Here is a 19,410-nt window from a genome sequence, read left to right as displayed (position 1 = left end):
ACGATCCAAATGAATTCTGGGGATCGACGCTTTGGATCCGCAAAGTGCGGCAAAACCAGTGGTAGAGTTGATCTATGCGCCCTATCCATCTCTTTTACTCTTGGCAAAGCGACCGCGAGCGGAAGGTCTGTGGCACTTTTATCCGGCTGGCACTCGAAGCCGCGATCAAAATGCTTTCCGAAGACCATGGGATCGAGGTCCACCTCGATTCCGACACCGCCGATGTACCCGGCACACCGCCGGTAAGCGAAACAATCCTCGGCAAGATAAGAGATTGCGAGATCTTCGTCGGAGATGTCACTTTCGTAGCAACAACGCAGAACGGCAAGCAGGTTCCCAATCCAAATGTGATGATCGAATTCGGATATGCGCGAGGTGTCCTCACTGACGGTCAAATCCTCTCGGTCATGAACACGGCGTTTGGATCTCCAAAAGACCTTCCATTCGATCTTGCCCATTTGCGGCACCCGACAGGCTATTCTCTCGATGATGCTGCGAGCGACGATGTGCGTCGGCGAACTCGTACAGCTTTCGCGGAGAAGCTCGTTCATAGACTCAAGGTCATGGCAGAACATGTCCTTCAGCGCCGCGCCGGCGTGAAGCCTCCTGAGCATCTGGTCGCCTCAGCGCGTGACCTTCTGACTGATGTCATGCATATGAACGGTCGGGCTGAGATTCCGACTGTCGTCCCCGGCCCCAAGGTTACCATGCAATTGGTAAGTGCCTCGGCCGCAGATGAAACCGCCGTTGTCCCTGCCCGGGTCAATGCCGCACGGACAAAGTTTCTGCCGGCAGGCTATCGAGACAGCGTTTCAGATGTGAATATAAGGGAGTGGGCAAACTATGACCCGCCACGGGTCGCGTTGAATAGGCCTAATCCGGAATCGCGTTGGTACATGCGGGTTCTGCGAAACGGCGCCATTGACGGTGCCACAATGATCGGTGCCAGAATAGACGACGACAAGGACATACTTGTCGAGCTCGACGCCCTTGAGGCGCGAATCATTGAGATGGCGGAGAGGATGGGCGCCATTGCCCTTTCTATCGGGGGCGACAGCTCGCTTGTGATTCATGCCTCATTGGAGGGAATGGATGACGTACGGCTAATGTGGCGCGATAAGGCGAGCAGACCCCTACGCGTTCCCTTTCTCAATCTGGGTACCATCACGCTTCCTTCTATTTCAGCGATCACGATCAGTGGCCTACGACCTATTATCGACAATGCCTGGCTGGCGGGTGGCTTCGGTGATGGGTCGCAGCTGTATGACGAGACCCTTTCGAACGAAAATCAAAGGGCGAAACTGGCGCTTCCGACTGTAGTCGGTGGGCGCGCCTGGCGCTGATTTCCTCCGTGGTCAAAAAGGAGAGAGGGAGAGAAGGTGAACACACGCCCGTTGACCCCTGAAGAGGTAGCTGAAGCGCACGCCGCAGGCAGGGCCGCGACGGAGCGCTTCCAGACAACGCTCGCATCACTTGTTGCAGAGAGCACATCCGTCGACGGGTTGGAAATCTTGGCCCGCGCCGGCTTTTCGGTACTCCTTTCAACCGTCAGTCAGAAGAAACACTCCCGCAAGCCGGGTTTGGAGCTCTTTCATCTCGAATTAATTCAAGCGCTGGCTCTCTCGCGTGCTCGAGCTACTGGTGATCCAGGTGTCGATTACCCGGGCGTTACACAGCGCATCATCGACCTGATCGGCGAGAATGCTCAAGCCTACCAAGAGCAGGCAAAAAGCAAAGTTACAGCCGATCAGGCCGAAAACCGGCAGCGGGACATGCTGAACCTTATACAACGGTGGAAGCTCGCTGTGAGAGGCGCTCGACAGGGCTTTCAGACCCGCGAATACGCGAGCGACCTTGCCTCCTCAGTAAACTCGTCTTTCCGGCATCATTATGGATGTGACGCGACGGCAGTTGTCGCCGCTCTATCGGCCGTGGCCGACATTTGCCAGAAACGGCTCGAGGTGCATTTGGAAAACATGCGCACCTGGATGACCAAAAAATCCGGAAGTGCCATGCTCGAGGCCTTCACCCAGGATCTTGATCCGGGCGCAAAGGCAGACATCACAGCTCGCGCGGCCCAGTACCGGCACAATCGGAAGCAGCTAGAAGCGTTTTTATGGAACATCAATGAACAGCGTCTCGTCAGCCTGTTCACGTTGTCGACAGCGGAACTCATGACTGGCCTGCCCGGCGAGCAAACGGAAGCGATGCGATCGGTCTTGAATTTGCTGGCGCTAGACTTTGGCGCAGTCACGCAGGCTGATCTCGACCATCTGCATCTCGACAATCCTGTCCAGTTAAGACCCCTCATTGGCATCGACCACACATCTGTCTTCTGTGCGGGACCACAGATTCTTGGCGTTCATCTCGCTGAGATCATCGAGGGGCTCTGCGCAAAAATCCCTAAACTCAAGAAGGCTGCAGAAAAAGCCAGAGCAGACTGGCTGGAGAACCGGTTGAGTTCCGTAGTGCGCAAAGGCCTCCCTCACGCCGATGTCCGGGAACAGGTAAAGTGGTCCGAGGATGGTGGGAAGACCACATGGGAAACCGACCTCGTGGCGGTCATTGACAAGACTGTTCTAATCTTCGAGGCGAAGTCCGCGAAAATAAGCGGAGCTGCTCGTCGGGGAGCGATCAGAAGCCTCAAAGAGGCACTGGACGACCTTGTCGTCTCGCCCTCGGCGCAGTCTCTGCGATTGAAGCAGCGCATTATCGGCTCGAAAGGAGTGTTATCGTTCGAAAGCCGGCAAGGGCAATTTTTCATTGCGCCCAAGGATGTCCTCATTGTTCATCGCTTCAATATCGTTCACGATGTGATTGGCCCGCTGTCCTCACACTGGCCGCAGTTGAAAGCAGCCGGCCTCGTGCCAGAGGCCTCAGACATTGCGCCGACGCTGTCTGTCTTTGATTTGGAAACAGTCTTTGACTTGGTGCCGAGAGAGATAGATCGATGCCACTACCTTCGCCGTCGGACGGAGCTTGAGCGAAATGCGACCTATACGGCCGACGAGTTAGACCTTTTGGCGCTATACCTGGAAAACCGCTTCAACCTGGGGGAAGTCGAATACGACGGCGCGGATCACGGCTGGTATGGCCTTTCGATGAGCCTAACATACGTCCCGGACGAAGAACGGCAGCTGAGGCTCTTTTCGCAGGCGGCGCCAACCACGAGATTCTGGACCAGCCTGCTGACCGCCTTAGAGGAAAAGCGACCGGACGGCTGGATCCATTTCGGCGACCGTCTGCTCAATATCGACGTAGCCGGCCAGCAAAAGATAGAGAGGCTCGTGCGACGGGGCCAGCGGGAAGTAGCCCGTCGACCCGATCTGTTTTTTCAAACGGGTGTGACGTTTGGAGCCCGCAGGAAGCTGCATACAATTGCCATCGCGGTCGGCGCGCCGACATCATCAGTGCAACTCGAAAACAATCTGCGCTCTTGCTCCCAAGCTGCATTCGAGCAAGGCGGGCAGGACGATCTCCTGTTGCTATACTGGCTCGTTCCGAGGACCGCCGAGGCTTACGATTTCATAGAAATCTTTAGGCGCCGGCGTCATCCCTTGCCCGGGCTGAATCCGCTTCTTCTCCGATAAGCCGAGATCAAGCGGCAACTGCCAGCATCGCCGAGTTGCGTTGACTGATCATACGAAGCTCTTGCTTGACCACCCGACTCAGTGCAGATTGATATTGAGGTCAGGCACCCATGACTTGTCGCCGAGTCAAACGCCACGGTTCATATTGTTCGACTTTGCCACTGCATCTAACAGCGGTGTGCTGCGTAATCGGCGAACGGCATGCCAGGCTGGAGATGCCTATTTTACGCTCGCTATCATTGCGAACACCACAAACCTCGCTGCCATAAAAGGCGAGCTTTTAATTTCGCTACCCGAGGTAAAGTCCTCCCACCGCTGCGAAGCCCTCGGCAGGGGCTTGGGCTTCGCGAGTTATGCTTCCGCACGAGAAGCCTCGAAACGGAGCTCTTTTCCGATCACCGCAAATGGAGCTGCCTTTCGCGACTACCTTGAAAGCCGCGGTTTTGCGGTCAAAGCCAGCGTTTTTTACAAAGCGGTGGCCAAAGTCGCTATCGCGAACGTGGTTGCGGCCAATGAACATCTCAGTGTATGGGGGATCGGCTATCGGCGATCTCAGAGAAAGCAGGGCGGAAAATGGGAAAGCGCCGAGGAACGCTATGCCCGCTTTTTGTCCGATCGGAACGAATTGCTGAGCTCGTATGCAGCGACACCTTTCCTCGCATCGCTTGCCTTGCTCAAAAACGTGGTCCGGACAAAAACCGTCAGGAAAGGCACGGGGAGCTATTGGGTAAAGCATATCGCTGAAAATTTCGAATGCGCATATCCTGAGGGGGAGCCGCTTGGCCCACACTACGTTCCCAATGGCGTCCTCATTGCGGCTGCGATCCATGCAGGTTTCCTAACAAAATTGCACTATGACGAACTTGGCTACCACTCGCTGAATGTGACCTTCAACATGTCCAAACCGTGCTTAGAGGATCTCGACTACGCCATTCGGCCCGACAGTGGTCGCTCTCAGGACCGGCGCCGAGAAGAGGAAAGACGGGCTTCGAAACGGAGCGGGCGACGCCGGTGGGTCTAAAGAGTGAAAAGCGGACTCGGCTTGTCACGGCAAATCACCAGCGTCAAATTTTTCATCGCCCTGCTCAAACTGACATACAGCAGCCGCCGCTTGTACTCGGTGTCTGCAAACGATTGCTTGTCACACATCATGACCAGTGCGTTGTCGCACTCAAGCCCTTTCGCTTTGTGGACGGTACTGATGCACTTCGCTGGAGGTTGGGGATGGGAAAACGTTCTCCGCCTCGTAATTTCGATAAGTCCTTCGTTGGCGGAAGGGTAACCCCCCAGCTTGACGGCGTCTTGGAACTCGCTTTTCAGATTGATGGTGGCTTTGGCGAAACCTGGCGTCTTCGATGTGATGTGAGTTCGTAGAAGGCTAAGGCCACGACTGATTCCGCGATGGTCTGGCTCATCCAAGATAGCGCGGCCAATCGCCTGCAGGTGGGCGGGCATTCCTCTCGCCGGTTTGCAGCACCCATCTTGTACCTCTTGCCGCAGCCGCCGGCCATGAAGTGATGCGGAGAACCCGGTGCATGTTTCTTCGACAAACGTCAGCAGCGCTTCGACAATCCCGGATGCCGAGCGCGGGTTATCTTCGATTGACTTGACCAGCGAGGAAAGTGCCTCACGTCCGTGCCCTTCCCAAATCCGAACTGAACGATTGAAAAACGCGTTCAAATGATTGACACGGTCATTCCCGACGGTGAGTACGAATAGCTGCGAAGTTTTCCGAGTAATCTCTGACACTTCGCGACGATCGTCAGCAGTCATGGTAATGGCCTTGTGGGCGACCGGCGCAGAATTTGCCGCATGCAGCACTGTAAGGCCAGCTGGTAGCATTCCGGCGAGGTTTATCGTCTTGCCGGAGGCAAGTGCTTCTCGCGCTGCAAGCACCCATTCCCCGAGCTCGATCGAGCCCGAACGCCAACGATGGGGATTGGCCAAATTCCCCCACCCCCCTTCGTTTTTGAGTGCTTCCCAACGCTTTATTGCCGCTGAAGTAGTGCCCGCGCCGCCGTAAATGATCTGCATCGGATCCCCGAGCAATCGGACGCGAGAGCCAGCTCGGTGGATCGCCATGACCGCTGCGTGCTGATCAGCGCTGGCATCTTGATGTTCGTCACAAATGATTATCGGATACCTGAGAGCCGCGGCACGTGCGACATTTCCCGAGCACTCGAGAAGTTGTCTGCACTTGGCAGCGACAACATCATACGCCGAATTCTCGCGGGCCCAGGACCCTACATCTACCGGAAGATCGAGGGTTCGGTGATACATCGCAGCGATTTCAGTGAGAAAGCTGTCGAGGGTTCGAATTTCAACTCGGTCGAGCAGCTTGCGGGTTCTGTTTGCGAACACTGATCGAGCAGCATGGGTGTGGGTAAGGATCAGCACGCGACCGGCCGCAAGCGAAGAGGCAGCGTCGAGCGCGTAATTGGCGCCCTGAAAGGTCTTCCCGCAGCCGGCCGGTGCCTCGATCGTTGCTAAGGCAACATCACTGCGGAGAAGAAATGCGACGTCTTGGTCCGTCACAGTGTCAGCTCTCCAGGATGCAGGGCGACCTCACCAACTTCGGCCCGGATTGCATTAAGGAACGGCAACAGGGATGGCTCAACGAGATGCCACAGCCTTAAGCCGATCATTTTCTCGCACAGCTCCGCGCCACCAGGCAGCGTCTTGAACCACTTCTGACTATGTTTCGACCATTCTTTACCAATCGGCTCGCTGGGCGCTCCGCTCCTGTCACCGGTTGCAGCCTGAACGATCAATTTCCGCAGACTGTCATAAGACCCACATGCGCTGAGTATCGCGCTCTCGCTTTTATCTTGAATAGCAAGACGATCAGCCAGCGTCCGAAGCCGATCTCCGCTCACACCATCGTTGTCGTACGCAAGCGAAAACAGAGATAAATTGGGAACGTGCGCAATGATGTTTTCCTCAAGGCAGCCATTTTGCCACTGAAAAAGCTTCGGACCCGCGGCAGCCTTGAGCTTGGCCCAACGGCCCGGAAATTTGCCTTCATCGTCGCAGAAGCCCCCAACACTGATGCCCGCATCTTTAAGTGCCTCAAGCACGCCAAGCATGGCCTCGTTGCCGCCCCCGTCCACCACTCTTATGCCATGGACCATGTCCTTGCCGTCGAAGACGAGCTTGAGCAGGACCCGCAGGAAGCCGACCTCCGTAATCCCCTCAGCAATGATCGGAACTCTTGAGAGAAATGTCTCCGGATCGCGCAACTGCTGGCGGGCGATCTTATCCTGAGGGAGACGCCCAACCCGGCCACTGCCATCGATGTACCAAAGCGCAGCCTTCTTTGCGGCGGCCAAGACGACAGGGCTGTGCGTGGTCACGAAACACTGTTGTTCGTCCACCGAAAGCGTCTCTAGGAGCTGACGCAACCGGTACGGCTCTAGTCCGCGCTCGATCTCGTCGATCACCGTTAATCGAGTCGATGCTTCCGTCGCTCTGGCAATTTCGAGTGCAGCCATTCGGCGTGTCCCCGCGCCCCAGCTTGAGACCGGAAGCAGCGTACCAGTCTTTTCAGCGAGCAACCCGACAAGTGCTCCGATCGAGAGTCCCTGACTACTCGTCAGGCCGATATCAAGGCCACTCGGAAGACCCGCGGCGGCCATCGATTTGTCGAGCGTCTCAAGCGACCGTTGCTCATCTTCTGTCATTGCGTTGGACAAGTCAGCCGCTGACACTTCCTTGCTAATTCGAGATTTGAGGTTTCCCTTCGATAGTAACCGATCGAGCGCCGACCCCGATACCAGACGCAAGTCGCGATCGTTTCGATCGTCGTTGGCCAAACGCACGATGCCGACCCTTCGTCGCAGTCCAGTCGAAAGGCTCACTGGTTCCAAGTTCGGCTGGATAATCTGCCAGACGAGGTCCAGATCGGAGGTGCCAACCAGTTGGAAAATATAGACCGGATCGCGCAGCGCCCCTTCCCGCTCGTTGTCTGGTAGCACCGCTTTCTCGCCATCCCACTCCCATGGCCACAAAGCCTGTTGGAAGTTTGCCAGGCCAATATCTTCAGGGAGTGAAATCGTTGCTTCGATCGTAAAGCCGGGCTCCAGTAGCCGATTGTAGTAGTCGGTTTCCAGGAGTTGGACGGCGTTGGTCGGACTGAACAAGAGCGATAGAGCATGAAGAAGCGTAGACTTCCCCGAGTCGCCGCCGCCAATGATGATGTTCATACCCTCAGCCGGCCACCACTCCGTATGGGCGAGGCCACGGAAATTTGAGACTGTCAGACGCCGAACTCTTGGCTGCACTACCATCCGGGATACCGAATCAACTAGAAGAGGATTTCCTTAGGCTGTCGGGATTGCGGATAATATCAAGTCAATTCCAGCGGTATGCCCAGTTGGACCGCTTAGACGAAGAATACTAACAAATGTTTCGGCGTTGCCAGGCGGCACGGTCCTCTGCCGCCGGGAATGATTGAGCTCTAAAAGGGAACCGCATGTAGGACTTATTTGTGCCTCGCTTCCCAGAGGCAGAACTCCACGATCACTTTCGGCTCATCCGCTCGGATCCGAGCTTATGCAAAGGTCCTACCCGTTATCCAGAGCTGGGCAATCCGCTTGCTGGACCGAAGACGCGAAAGCCAGAAATTTATCAAGGAACTTCAATTAGCTTAGGCTAGGCAGGGCGACCTAATATCGGAATTGCGATGATCCGACTATATTCTCCCTGCCGTAACCGTTCAACATCAAGCAAACCAGTGTAGGGGCTTATGCAGGTGGACGCCGCTTCAATTCAACTAAGCGTACGTTGGGCATTTCACGTTCAACGAAGTTCAAAATGCCGGCCGAATGCGCCTGCATCGCCAACACAATATCTCGCCCAGACATCCCTCGTTGCTTTATTTCATCCGATAACTTGAAGAGATCGCTGTAAGAGAGAATTCCAAGCGTCGGAAATAAAAACACCGTCTCGCACTCGCCGTGGCTTTCGACGAATTCGATCGCACTCGTCGCATTCGGCCAGCCTCCGGTCAGTCTAAAGCTACAGGGAGAAAGGGCCGGACTTTCAGGAGACATCTCGATGCGGGTGATGGTTACGAGATTTCCATTTTCGGTCGCACGATGGAAGACAACAAGTTGGTCGTGCATCGTAGATATCGCTTCAAGAGCCGCAGCCCCGCCACGCTTACCGGCCGAACGCAACAGCTCCTTGAGTGGGAACACCTGGCCGTCGTCAGAAAGATGGATGCTATCAACCGTTGCCTCCAAACGAATTCCAGTCGCACGGCCGTGGGTCAGTGCATTTCGAGCCAACTCGATCAGCAAATCACGTGTCCCCAGCGCTTCATCGTTGCCCCAAGATTGTGCCATTGCGCTTGCGCGTAAGAAGCCCTCGATCCTATGGCCAGTATCGGGCTCGAACAAATCAATCTTTGCGCGAGCGAGCGGCAACGATGCAACCCGAGAAAGATCTACCGCTTCCGAAAATTCCAATCGCAGGTGAGCCCGACGCTCCGCCAAATCCCTCCAGTCCTTGAGGAGTTCCGGAGAATATGTGCATTCGTCCGTGTCGATCAGCTTACCATGTGTGTAGCACATCCACACACCGTTTTCGATCGCCTTCAATTCAGCCATGCTTCGAGTCTGATCAACCCGTCTGGCGGCAGGGCCATCAGCAGCGGCGTAAATATGACAAGCCATGCCAATACGTGAGACTCCTAGCCTGCTCTCTGAGCTCGGCCCAGTCGTTGGCATTTCACATCCAGGAAAAGAGCACCGATACCCCGCCCTCGCTGCAAGAGCCTCGACAACTTTTCGTGAAAAATCAGCTGACCTAGCCATAAAGCACTCCGCATTGGACGCCTCGCAGTTTTACCGCAAGCCGAAGCCGCACTCACCATGGGAGGTACTATATTATTTCAGATGTCAATCGAAGGAGGTTTGCTGAATCCGCCTGTGGGAGCAACTTGAAATTCCGTAGCGGTACCTGAGCCTACAGCAATTCCCAGTGCTGCTAAATGATAAGATGATGTCGTTTTGCATTTAATCGGAAGGCTCCGGGTGTAATGATATCAGAAGATGACACGGCATTTGAATTGAGACTGGGCATAGTTTGAAAAAGGGCTGCTGTCCGTCTGGCCATCATGCTGTTTTCCGAGGCGCAGGATGGCAGATGCCGATCGGAGGGGGCACCTACCGCAGGTTAGTAGTCTGTGATCTTGAGGAAAAGATCTTCGCCCTCCCCGTCATCATCGTCGTCATACCAACTCGACGTATCGATCCGCGCCGCAGCATTTTCAAAATGGCTTATGTTTCCAACAGGTGCCGTAGTCGTCATGTTGAACGGGAAGTCGGTGCTGATCTCGGCTCCCATATCGTTGCGAAAATCGCTTTTGGATCCGTACGAAAGATCAACGTACACCTGGCCGGAAACCGCGTAAGTGATGAAAGCGGGACCGATAGCGACAACTTCGAACTTCTCAATTTGGACCGCATCAACGCTTGAGCGGGTCGAGAGGATGTCTATTTCGTTATAGACTTCCTGCGTGAAAACTTCGAGAGCGTGTTCGTCGACACCATTCTCGACAGCTCGCCGGATGCTCTTGCGGCAGTCATCAAGAATCTCAAAAAACTCGAGAAAGGTCGCAACGGCTTCGCAGGCAAAAGCTTCTGCCTCGTCGGCGTCCACCTTCAGCGTATCCGGACGAACGTGGGTATATTTGCTGAGCCCATCAACGACCTTTCGGACGTCGACATCAATCTCCGCGGTATCCACCTGAAGCGCTGCTATCGCACCGTCCGTCATCCCACCTTGAATGGCGAATTTGACGCGCTGTCGGCGTGTCGGCCGGCCATCGGGTGTCTCGACCATGAACCAACTGGTAGCCTTGACATCGTCGTCACTTGCGAGTGTAGAAAGTGTGTGACCGATCAGTTCGCGAATTCCGGTCGAGAACTGCGACAGGCGAAGGGGGTTGTCGAGCGACCTATAGGCCATCAACGAACCTTTGAGCACCTCCCTGGAGAACTCATCAAGAAGAACGTCACCCAACGATCCGCTTAAACGGTCCAGTTCCGCAGTTTTTGACTGTCCTTCACTCATGTTGCAATCATTAACCCACGAAGTGCTTATCTAGCTACTGAAATTTGCCTCTGGAGCTGCCGCGCCGCCTTGGCTTTCTGTTGGAAAGTAGCATCAGCATTGGCCGGAGACCATTCGCCACCATTCTCGAGAGCCAAGCGCTTCAGCCGAACGCACCGAGGATTTCTTCATTCGTGATACAAATTGTCTCGGGATTCCCGAGATGCGTGTAGCGAACGCTGTCTCCAGATCCGATAGCCAACGACACCAAGCCTTCAAATTCCTCGTCCGCTAGGTTCGTTACTTCCTTGATTTTTGTACTGGCTGCCGACCACCAGTTAGGATCTCGAGAGTGAATGATCATATCAACATCAAATCGAAGCTCTTCCCACGTCTTCTGGGACAATAATCGCCTGCGCTGAACTTGATTGATCAATTCTGCAAGGAAATCGAGGCGTATCATGCTGCCAACGACCTCACTCCAAAGTACGGGCATTTCAACCTTGTCGACAATCGTGCTGACGTACCAAGAGGCGCGATGCGCTAGGCGGGCGGCAAACACCCCGGCCCGGTCGCCGCGAATGGGAAGAAACGTGCCGAGTACCGCTCTTGCGCCGCAGGAGAGAAAACCACTAGCAACCGTTGCATGAGTGCGATCCGGGGCGTGCGTATCGCAAGCGCTCAAGATTACCACGGGCGGCGATCTGAGGGTTCCTCTCAGTTCCCAAACATCGACGTCGTCTTTTCCGATCCTCAACGTACCTACGCCGGTTCGCTCATTGTGGTTGCCATGGCAGTCAAGGATCACCATAGCTCCTCCAAAAGAATTGATTGCATCGACCAGTTCCGCTCGGTCACGCGCCCTGACGTGTTTAATCCGTAGATGTTCGGGGATTCTTCGGGCCGCACCTTCGACTGCTCGGAGAAGAATATCCTTGAGATGGTCGTCTTCCCGAAATGAAGAGATAACGAGGATCTCTTCAAAGGCACTCGGGTCAAGAAACATCCGCCGCGGTGGTACAAGCTCGATCATCATCAAGTTGCCCGGCGTCGCCGGTATCCGCGAAACGTCACGGGCGATACCAAGCGGCAAGCCGCCGCAAGGGAGCCACTCCAGCGGCGCGTCTGAAACAAGCTTCACGCCGCTCCTGCTCAGCGCAATTTTTTCAAGAAGCTCGCCACTGCAGTGTTCGATTAACGCGCTCTGAACCTTTTGAAAGAGACTGATGGTCTTCTTGAGCTTATTGGGGCGGCTTTTGCCGCGTATGTGGTTGGTGAAGTTTCGCAGGTCAGGGAATGTGTTCACGCCACTCGGAAGGCGAATGGTGGCCGCGACGGTCGATGCCGCTCTCAATGCAATTGCGTGTGTCTGAAGCTGAAGTTCCCGCGCTCGAATTGCCATCACGGTCTGCCAGCCGGGGCTGAAGATCAATTCGCGTGGGAAAGAAAAACCTTCGATCATCATCCGATAGCCGGTCTGACGCTGCTGCAGTTGGATTGCTTCGCGAAATCCGGGCGGTAGATCACTTGATCGACGCATTCTCGCGCGAAAGTGTGAGTAGGCTGCGGGCGCAGCGACAATAATATCGGGCGTCTGGGGTTGAACTCGGAGTGCAGGAATCCCAGCGACTGTCGCTCTCAGCGCGAGGACCTCCAAAGTGGACTCCTCTATTGCGTCAACGAACTCTCCTTCATTTCCAACCAAAGGATTTAGCCCAATCTCGGCGCTCATGTCTGCGCCAACGGCTTGGAGCGTCAATAAATTTGGAAGCGTACAATTATGGGCCCGAGGTGTGAATGACAACGCGAAGTTTTCATCAGCGCGCCAGCCGTCGATCATTTCTCCAAGGTTCGCACGAAGTGCAGATGGAAACGATCGAGGGAGGTGTTCTAGCACCTTCCTCAAATGACGCCTGATTCGTTCTCGATTCGCCTCACCTGGCCGTGCGTCACCAAGGTACCCATCTGTGATATGAAATACGGGAAAACGCTGGCGTGAGCACCATCGCTTTGTTCGCTTTGCGACCTCGGCATGCCCACTAATGGCGACCCAGAACGGTTCTGTTTCACCGATATTTATCTTCTCCAGTTCGGATACCATCAACGGCATCCAATTCCACCCCCGCCCTGTGACACGCATGCCGATCTTGCCTTGAGGAGGTAAGGCGGGACTTATCAGATCGGGTGGAAGATCGAGAATCTGCCGCAGTGTCCATCCGAGTTCGTCGAAACGATTCGAAATCCCTTGAAAGGGGCTGGCACTCTCAAGCCCACCGTCTTCCAGGACAACGACATAGTTAATTTCAGTGACGGCAGCCCATCTTCGTTTTGTTTCGAAGTCAATCGTCTCCTGACTAGCGTCCAAAACGCCCGCCCCCCCCAAATCAGTTAGCTACAATACGGCATACATCCTCGAAGAAGGTATGCCGTGTGAGCTGCAACGGCACAACCTGCTTTGCTACTCCTCTTGGGTCGCGCTTCCGCTAATCACATTATCCCCCACGCACGAAACCTCCCCCTCCCCGTCATCTCCCTCAGCCCCAGTTCCAAAACGATCCGCCGCGCCGCCTGCGGCGTCACCTCGAGCGTCTTCGCCACCATCCCCGCCGACACCAGCGGCTTTGCCATCACCAACTCGACCAGCTCTGGCAGTTTTGAAGAGGTTCGCCTCCCCTCCAGCTTCCGGTCCATCATCGTTTTCGCCAGTGCCAGGCGGTCATGCTCTTTCATGCCGATCTCGGCAGCCGCCAGAAAACCGTGGGCAATGGCAAGCAGCCGGGTCTCGCGATCGCGATGCCGGCGCCGATCGACGATAATGGTCTTGAGGCCGAGATTGATGGCGGCCAGATGGGCGCTGGTGGTGATGCCGGCCTGTCGCAAAATCGACGCGGCGAACAGCCGGCCGAGCCAGGGGGCGTGCTGCAGGACCGACAACTCGTTCCAGGCATCGAGGGCGACGATCGCCTGCAGCACCGCCGGCAGGTGTTCGGCCTGGCGCAGCACGCCGCGCCATTCGCCGAGCCTGGAATCCTCGTCCCAGTCGAGATCATAGATCAGTGCGTCTCTATCCGCGGCGCCACTCCGCCCGGGCCGAGTTGCGTTTTCGATCGCGGCCTCCGATCGGGCGAGCACCGCATCGATGGCGCCATAGTCGATGTCGGGAAGATTTTCGATGTCCTCGACATCTTCGCCCTCCCCTTCGGCGATCTCGACCGCCGGCCGAGTAACTCCGGCCGTCGTCGCCTCGTACCCGTCACCCGACCCGATCTCCGAGGTTTTCCGCAGCGAGCGGATGCCGTCGGCAGAGAGCGCCCAATCCGGGGATTGGCCGGCGACCCGCCGACGGGTGCGCAGCACGTCGCGGGCGATTGTCAGCTCATGGGTGGGTGTGCGAATATCCCGCGTGCCGTCGTGGAGGACGAGGTCTTCGAGATGGACCAGCTCGCCGTCGATCCACAGTGAGGCACAGGCGTCGGCAAAGTTTTGGCGCTCGAGAAAGCCGGCGCCTACCGACGAGCGAGAAATTCGCTCGTCGAGACGGGTCAGAGCGACAGCCGCATCAAAAGCCGGCCGCATCAGGGTTGTCATGCTGATTTTCGTGAGATCGTAAGCCATTGAAATCATGGTAAATGACTTCTTAAACGAACTCTATCTAAATCTTATGGTTCGCCACATGGTATGATTGTTGGGTGGTGATCTAACCATCGATAAGTACTGCTTATCGATGGTTAGCCATCCTGGCTTGACTGTTTGCTATCTCCTGTCGCAATCGCTATATTTCCGACGAGAACTTTGTTGAGGAAGACCATGTCCGAACCGCAGCTTTCCATCCGCAGCACCAAGGCCCGCGATCTGGCCCATGCGCTTGCCCGCCGCACAGGCCAGCCGATTAACCGGCTGGTCGAGCTAGCGCTCGACCGATATGATCAGGAGCTGCGTGAGGACAAGATTCGTTATCCCATGGACGCGGTCTGGGACCTGGCGGCCGAGGACCGGCGTAACATCCCAGCCGGCACCACGTCCGCCCACGATGATTTTTACGACGAGAACGGTCTGCCCATATGATCGCCGTCGATACGTCGGTTATCATCGCAATGTCCATGAACGAGCCGGAGGTCGAGACGTTTAGGCCGCTGATAGGGCGCGAGCCCGTCATCATCGGCTGGCCCACCTTATTTGAAGCGCGGATGGTATTGTCGGGTAAAGGGTTCACGAGCGCGGCGAAGATGATCAAGCGGCTTGCCGAAACAGTCGCGCCATAGATCGATTCAGCAGGCATCCAGCTACTACAATGATGCCACAAGGAGAAGTGGCCGTGCCGCTCGCATCCTATAACAGGCAGCGGCTTGTTTGAATCGTACACGTCGTTATTGCTGGGCTTGCGTGATCGTTTTCGGATAAAGATGTCGAGCTTCGATTCTCTTAATTTGTGCATGCGGTTCTCATGTTTAATCTGCGAATTTCCTCAGCGGTTGCGACTTTCTTTTGCATTCTAACCTCAGGCAACACCGCAATCGCACTCGAAAATGTGCGTTTTGGTACTGATTGGCTTGCCGAGGCCGATCATGGGGGCTTTTACCAAGCGATCGTCGATGGCACCTACGCGCGCTACGGCCTGAGCGTCGACATCGTGCAGGGTGGACCCGGCACACGAAATCGCGCCTTGCTGCTGGCCGACAAACTCGATTTTTATCTTGGGACCCATCAGGAGCAGCTTGAAGCTGTCGAGCAGAACATTCCGCTCGTGGATGTCGCAGCATTCTACCAGAAGAATGCCCAGGTGCTTCTGACGCATCCGGGCAACGGTGTCGACGGATTTGCCGATCTTGCAAAGCTCCCAACCATTTTCATGACACAAGGTGGCTATGGTGCTTATTTTCAATGGATGAAGGCGAATTTCAGTGGATTTCGTGATGAGCAGTTCCGACCTTATAATTTCAGTCCAGCGCTCTTTTTGGCGAATACGAATTCGGCGCAGCAGGGCCTCGTGACGTCCGAGCCTTACGAGATCAAGGAAGCCACCGGAGTTGACCCCCAGATATTTCTACTCGCCGACGCTGGCTACAGGCCGTATGCGACAACAATAACGGTTCAGCGTAAGCGGATCGAAACAAACCCTGATCAGGTCCAGAGGTTTGTCGATGCTTCAATAGAAGGCTGGTATAACTATCTCTATGGAGATAATTCGGCCGCGAATGCGCTAATTAAGAAGACCAACCCTGATATGACCGACGGCCAAATCGCATATGCCTTGGATAAACTCAAGAGCTACGGCATCGTTGACAGTGGTGATGCGATCGGCCACGGGATTGGCTGTATGACCGCGGAGCGCTATAAACAATTCGCGGATGACCTCGTAAGGGTAAGATTGCTTAAGCCGGACGTCGACTATAGCAAAGCATTTGATACCCGCTTCTCCTGCAAAGGCGTCGGACTGGACCTCAAAACGCGGCTTTGAAAGTCGAGGTATAACCCAGATCGTTCGCGCGCCCGAATTCTGGTCGGCAACATACTCGTCGTCTAGCAACTTCTAGGCAGTGTCTTATACCAACCGTCATTGATCAGAACCCTTGCGCCCATTGTCGTCGTCCAATGGACATGATACTCCATGGCCGCTCTTGCAGGGTTCTCCACGCGTAGCAACAGTGATCGACAATATCCTCGTGGGATTTGAAGACGCGGTTAGAGAGCCAGTTCTCCCTCATGAACTGCCAGATGTTTTCGACAGGGTTCAACTCGGGCGATTTGGGCGGCAATGGCAGGATGGTAATGTTCTCGGGGACAGCCAGGTTGTTGGACATATGCCACCCGGCCTGATCCATCATGAGGATGGCGTGGGCGTCGTCAGCGACGTTGCGGGATATCTCGATCAGATGCTGGTTCATGGCATGGGTGTCACACCACGGCATGACGAGAGCGGCTGCTTTACCGTGCCTTGGGCAGATAGCGCCAAAAATGTATGCTGAGCGCGTGCGCTGATCGTGCGGGGCGGAGGGTCTTGATCCCCGCTTCGCCCAGCGTCGCGTGATCTTGTTTTTTTGACGTATTCGGGCTTCGTCCTGATACCAGATTTCGATCCTCCTGCCTCTGGCGGGGCCGGCGGCGATTTCTGCCACTGCGGTGGGGAAGTTTTTTTAAATGCTTCCACTGCTTCGGCGTCCTGAGCATGATGCCGGGGGCGAGCCGAAAGCTTGCAATACCCCATGGCGCGCACCTCGCGCCCCAAGGTCTCCTCGCTCACCGAGACCCGGAACTCCTCCCAAATCCATTGCGCCAGATCGCACAGACGCCATCGAACGACCCCATCCAGAAACGGGGTCGGCCGCGTTCAATAGCCCGCGCCAAGGCTGCCCGTTGTTCGTCGTTCAGCAGCGAAGGCCTGCCCGGAGCCTTGCCATTGATCAGGCCGTCGGCACCCCGATCATTGAAGCGGACGACCCAGTCGCGAACGATCTGAACCGTGACGCTGCAAAGCCGAGCGGCGTCACCACGCGAGCCGCCATCATAGATCGAGGCAAGCGCCAGGAGCCGTCGAGCCTGATCGGCATCATGTGTCTGCCGCGCCAGAAGCCGCAGCTTGGCCCCATCAAAGTCCGCCCGTAACGAAATAGCTGAACCCATCGCAAACCTCCCTTTTCCAAAAGAGATTCAGATTCGCCGGACTTTGGGAATCCCGAGCGTCAGATTCAATGACAATTGGTATTAGCCCCCGCATCACATTCGGACCCTCACGCCGACCTTAGGGTTCTTGGAGGCTTTCGTGACTTTAGTAGAAGAAACCTGGTCGGCAACTCTTGTCTGGATGTCTTCCTTGCGCAGCCGCTCACTCCAAAACCGCTACACCGACTTGGCCCGGGCGTGAGCGTCAGATGTGGTCAAGCATCCGAACCGTTTTGTGTCCGCCGGATCTCGCCGCCTATCTGAAAAGCTGCATAATATTTTCAGCATTGCTGTTCGCTATCTGCAGCGATTGAAGTGCGAGTTGTTCTTGGGTCTGGAGCGCTTTGAGCCGTGTCGACGCTTCATTCATATCGGCGTCGACCAATCGACCCACACCACTGTCGAGGCTGTCCATAAGCCTGCTGGCAAAATCAGATTGCATGTCGACACGCGAGCTTAACGATCCCAAGATAGATGCGCTCGCTATGGCCTTTTTAAGCATATAGTCGATGCCCTCAATATACTCATCGATTGTGTATTTTTCGGTTGTAACATCGATCTCGGCCAACCCGAATTTGAGAAACTGTGGAGGGTCTGTCTTGACGTTCGTCACCGAAAAATGTGCGGCCTTATTTCCGGCTTCTGGATAAAGCGTGGGATCTGCTCTGAAAGTCAGGATGCCAGGAAACTCGGGGTCGGCGGATGTCGCTATCAGCCCTGTGCCCGCGACGGCCAGGTTCAATACTGCGGCGAAGTCATCGACATCTTTTACCCGACCATCACTTGTCCCAAGGGCATTGTTGACCGTTCCTCTCGTTACGGTGACAAGCTGTGTCGGGCCGTTATCGATCTGCACGTCGAACGTAATTGTCGCGCGGCCGGAAATCTCGAAAGCTTGTGAGAAATTTACCGACGCCTTCGGCAACATATCATCGTGATCGTGCGTGGGTGCGTCTTCAAGGCCCAGCGCAAAGCCGGCGGGATGAACACCTGCGAAGTTGGACGTGAAACCAAAAAGATCAATGCTCGAGCCAAAATTCGGTAGAGTTTCCATTGATCCAAATTCCAGTGCTTCTCCAAATTGGGTAAATCCAGCCGGCGTATCAGTCCAGGCGGGAACGCCCGCATTGTCGAAAGCCATCTGAAGCACCTTGCGCATTTCAGCGGCATTATGGACGGTGCCATCGGTGGTACCGAGTGCGGCGTCAACGACTGCTTTGTCGATACGGATATTGTTATACGTGACGCCAGGATCTAGAGGTCCACCAAAAAGAGTGTGGTCGATTGCATCGACAACGGCCGAAAACTCAATGAAGTCTGATCCGACGAACGTTGCCGGGCCGGTGAACGCATGTGCCTCGTGCCCATTATGCGCTGACGCCAACAGATGGGAATCTTTAAATCCGCCGATATCCCCCAGCGATCCAACTTCTCTTTGAAGAATACCTCCGCCGCCTTCATTCAACATAGAGATTTTCTTCAGGTCGATCGGGATCTGAGTTACAGAAACATTTCCTTTATCCGATCTGGTGAATGACGAGACCAGAGATGTCGTCAGGTCTGGGCCATCCATAAAATGGATCGGCGCAAACGTCCGAAGCCAGTTAACCCCGCTAAATGTCGAAGCGTCCACGATGCTTTCGGCCTGCTGGTTCAACTGTGCGAGTTCTTCCTGTATCTTCGCGCGATGGACGCCTACGTCCTTCGCAGCAACGAGCTTGGCTCTGAATTCGCTGATAACATCGACGATCGAGTTCGTCCCGGTATAGGCAACATCGAGCTTCGCAGCTCCCAGCCCAAGAGCATCCTGGACAGCTGAAATCGAACCGTTGTCGGACCGCATAGTCGTCGCGATTGACCAGTAGGCGGCATCGTCGGTAGCCGTTTGAATGCGCAGACCCGAACTAATCTGAGTCTGCGCTTGATTAAGCTGCCCGCCAACGGAACGGAGAGTCTGGAGTGCGGCCAAAGCTGCTGTATTGGTCAGGATACTGGTCATGTTAAAAGCCCCGCGAGCAAAGGCTAGCCGACGGACGGCGCGGTCCGCGGAAAGGCTAGCAGTGATGGGAACACTTTAACGGTTAACCACTAGGGTGCCCGCCGT

13 protein-coding genes and 1 pseudogene are annotated in these 19,410 nt (G+C 55.5%); 6 read left to right on the top strand and 8 right to left on the bottom strand.

What is annotated here, in order from left to right; translation table 11 throughout:
- Positions 1 to 74 precede the first annotated feature (74 nt).
- The 3 genes from KX729_RS23025 to KX729_RS23015 all read left to right on the top strand — a co-directional run bounded on the left by KX729_RS23025 (position 75) and on the right by KX729_RS23015 (position 4,611).
- Entirely contained in the window at positions 75 to 1,343 is a 1,269-nt protein-coding gene (locus KX729_RS23025) for a hypothetical protein (protein WP_219744826.1), read from the top strand.
- Positions 1,344 to 1,379: 36 nt separating this feature from the next.
- Positions 1,380 to 3,590: a hypothetical protein gene (locus KX729_RS23020; RefSeq protein WP_219744825.1), complete on the top strand. Its 2,211-nt coding sequence runs from the start codon at positions 1,380 to 1,382 to the stop codon at positions 3,588 to 3,590.
- 145 nt (positions 3,591 to 3,735) lie between these two features.
- The gene (locus KX729_RS23015; protein WP_219744824.1) at positions 3,736 to 4,611 is read left to right on the top strand and encodes a hypothetical protein; all 876 of its coding nucleotides are present in this window, start codon (positions 3,736 to 3,738) and stop codon (positions 4,609 to 4,611) included.
- Here the strand turns inward: KX729_RS23015 and KX729_RS34440 are convergent.
- The 6 genes from KX729_RS34440 to KX729_RS22985 form a co-directional block, all read right to left on the bottom strand.
- The gene (locus tag KX729_RS34440) at positions 4,608 to 6,125 is read right to left on the bottom strand and encodes a UvrD-helicase domain-containing protein (protein WP_219744823.1); all 1,518 of its coding nucleotides are present in this window, start codon (positions 6,123 to 6,125) and stop codon (positions 4,608 to 4,610) included. The genes KX729_RS23015 and KX729_RS34440 overlap by 4 nt on opposite strands.
- Positions 6,122 to 7,792, bottom strand: coding sequence for an ATP-dependent nuclease (locus KX729_RS23005; protein ID WP_219744822.1), 1,671 nt, complete (start codon positions 7,790 to 7,792; stop codon positions 6,122 to 6,124). Before KX729_RS23005 ends, KX729_RS34440 begins: the two co-directional genes overlap by 4 nt.
- A gap of 540 nt (positions 7,793 to 8,332) precedes the next feature.
- Positions 8,333 to 9,199 (bottom strand): hypothetical protein, encoded by an 867-nt coding sequence (locus tag KX729_RS23000; RefSeq protein ID WP_219744821.1) that lies wholly within the window; start codon positions 9,197 to 9,199, stop codon positions 8,333 to 8,335.
- Positions 9,200 to 9,767: 568 nt separating this feature from the next.
- The gene (locus KX729_RS22995; RefSeq protein WP_219744820.1) at positions 9,768 to 10,667 is read right to left on the bottom strand and encodes a pPIWI-associating nuclease domain-containing protein; all 900 of its coding nucleotides are present in this window, start codon (positions 10,665 to 10,667) and stop codon (positions 9,768 to 9,770) included.
- A 142-nt stretch (positions 10,668 to 10,809) separates the two neighbouring features.
- Entirely contained in the window at positions 10,810 to 13,011 is a 2,202-nt protein-coding gene (locus tag KX729_RS22990; protein WP_219744819.1) for a CHAT domain-containing protein, read from the bottom strand.
- Between the two features lie 122 nt (positions 13,012 to 13,133).
- A complete protein-coding gene (locus tag KX729_RS22985; RefSeq protein WP_219744818.1) occupies positions 13,134 to 14,270 on the bottom strand; it encodes an RHE_PE00001 family protein in 1,137 nt (378 codons plus the stop codon).
- A 183-nt stretch (positions 14,271 to 14,453) separates the two neighbouring features.
- On the opposite strand from KX729_RS22985, the gene KX729_RS22980 reads away from it, so the two are divergent.
- The 3 genes from KX729_RS22980 to KX729_RS22970 all read left to right on the top strand — a co-directional run bounded on the left by KX729_RS22980 (position 14,454) and on the right by KX729_RS22970 (position 16,104).
- The gene (locus KX729_RS22980; protein WP_219744903.1) at positions 14,454 to 14,711 is read left to right on the top strand and encodes a type II toxin-antitoxin system VapB family antitoxin; all 258 of its coding nucleotides are present in this window, start codon (positions 14,454 to 14,456) and stop codon (positions 14,709 to 14,711) included.
- Entirely contained in the window at positions 14,708 to 14,908 is a 201-nt protein-coding gene (locus KX729_RS22975; protein WP_219744817.1) for a type II toxin-antitoxin system VapC family toxin, read from the top strand. The genes KX729_RS22980 and KX729_RS22975 overlap by 4 nt, the downstream gene beginning before the upstream one ends.
- A 182-nt stretch (positions 14,909 to 15,090) precedes the next feature.
- Entirely contained in the window at positions 15,091 to 16,104 is a 1,014-nt protein-coding gene (locus KX729_RS22970; protein ID WP_219744816.1) for an ABC transporter substrate-binding protein, read from the top strand.
- A gap of 103 nt (positions 16,105 to 16,207) precedes the next feature.
- Here the strand turns inward: KX729_RS22970 and KX729_RS22965 are convergent.
- Together KX729_RS22965 and KX729_RS22960 are read right to left on the bottom strand one after the other, a co-directional pair.
- Positions 16,208 to 17,267: pseudogene (locus KX729_RS22965) on the bottom strand (IS630 family transposase).
- Positions 17,268 to 17,562: 295 nt separating this feature from the next.
- Positions 17,563 to 19,305, bottom strand: coding sequence for a flagellin N-terminal helical domain-containing protein (locus KX729_RS22960; protein ID WP_219744815.1), 1,743 nt, complete (start codon positions 19,303 to 19,305; stop codon positions 17,563 to 17,565).
- Between the last annotated feature and the right edge of the window lie 105 nt (positions 19,306 to 19,410).

The organism is Neorhizobium populisoli (assembly GCF_019430945.1).
Taxonomy (GTDB): Bacteria; Pseudomonadota; Alphaproteobacteria; order Rhizobiales; family Rhizobiaceae; genus Neorhizobium; species Neorhizobium populisoli.
Note: the sequence above shows the minus strand (reverse complement) of the source record. Positions and strands in the feature narration are given on the sequence as shown.

Bases quoted from the DNA above. Each gene is read 5' to 3' on its own strand.
- KX729_RS23025 (WP_219744826.1), top strand. From the start codon at position 75: ATGCGCCCTATCCATCTCTTTTACTCTTGGCAAAGCGACCGCGAGCGG.
- KX729_RS23005 (WP_219744822.1), bottom strand. From the start codon at position 7,792: ATGAACATCATCATTGGCGGCGGCGACTCGGGGAAGTCTACGCTTCTT.
- KX729_RS23000 (WP_219744821.1), bottom strand. From the start codon at position 9,199: ATGGCTGAATTGAAGGCGATCGAAAACGGTGTGTGGATGTGCTACACA.
- KX729_RS22995 (WP_219744820.1), bottom strand. From the start codon at position 10,667: ATGAGTGAAGGACAGTCAAAAACTGCGGAACTGGACCGTTTAAGCGGA.
- KX729_RS22985 (WP_219744818.1), bottom strand. From the start codon at position 14,270: ATGATTTCAATGGCTTACGATCTCACGAAAATCAGCATGACAACCCTG.
- KX729_RS22980 (WP_219744903.1), top strand. From the start codon at position 14,454: ATGTCCGAACCGCAGCTTTCCATCCGCAGCACCAAGGCCCGCGATCTG.
- KX729_RS22975 (WP_219744817.1), top strand. From the start codon at position 14,708: ATGATCGCCGTCGATACGTCGGTTATCATCGCAATGTCCATGAACGAG.
- KX729_RS22970 (WP_219744816.1), top strand. From the start codon at position 15,091: ATGTTTAATCTGCGAATTTCCTCAGCGGTTGCGACTTTCTTTTGCATT.
- KX729_RS22960 (WP_219744815.1), bottom strand. From the start codon at position 19,305: ATGACCAGTATCCTGACCAATACAGCAGCTTTGGCCGCACTCCAGACT.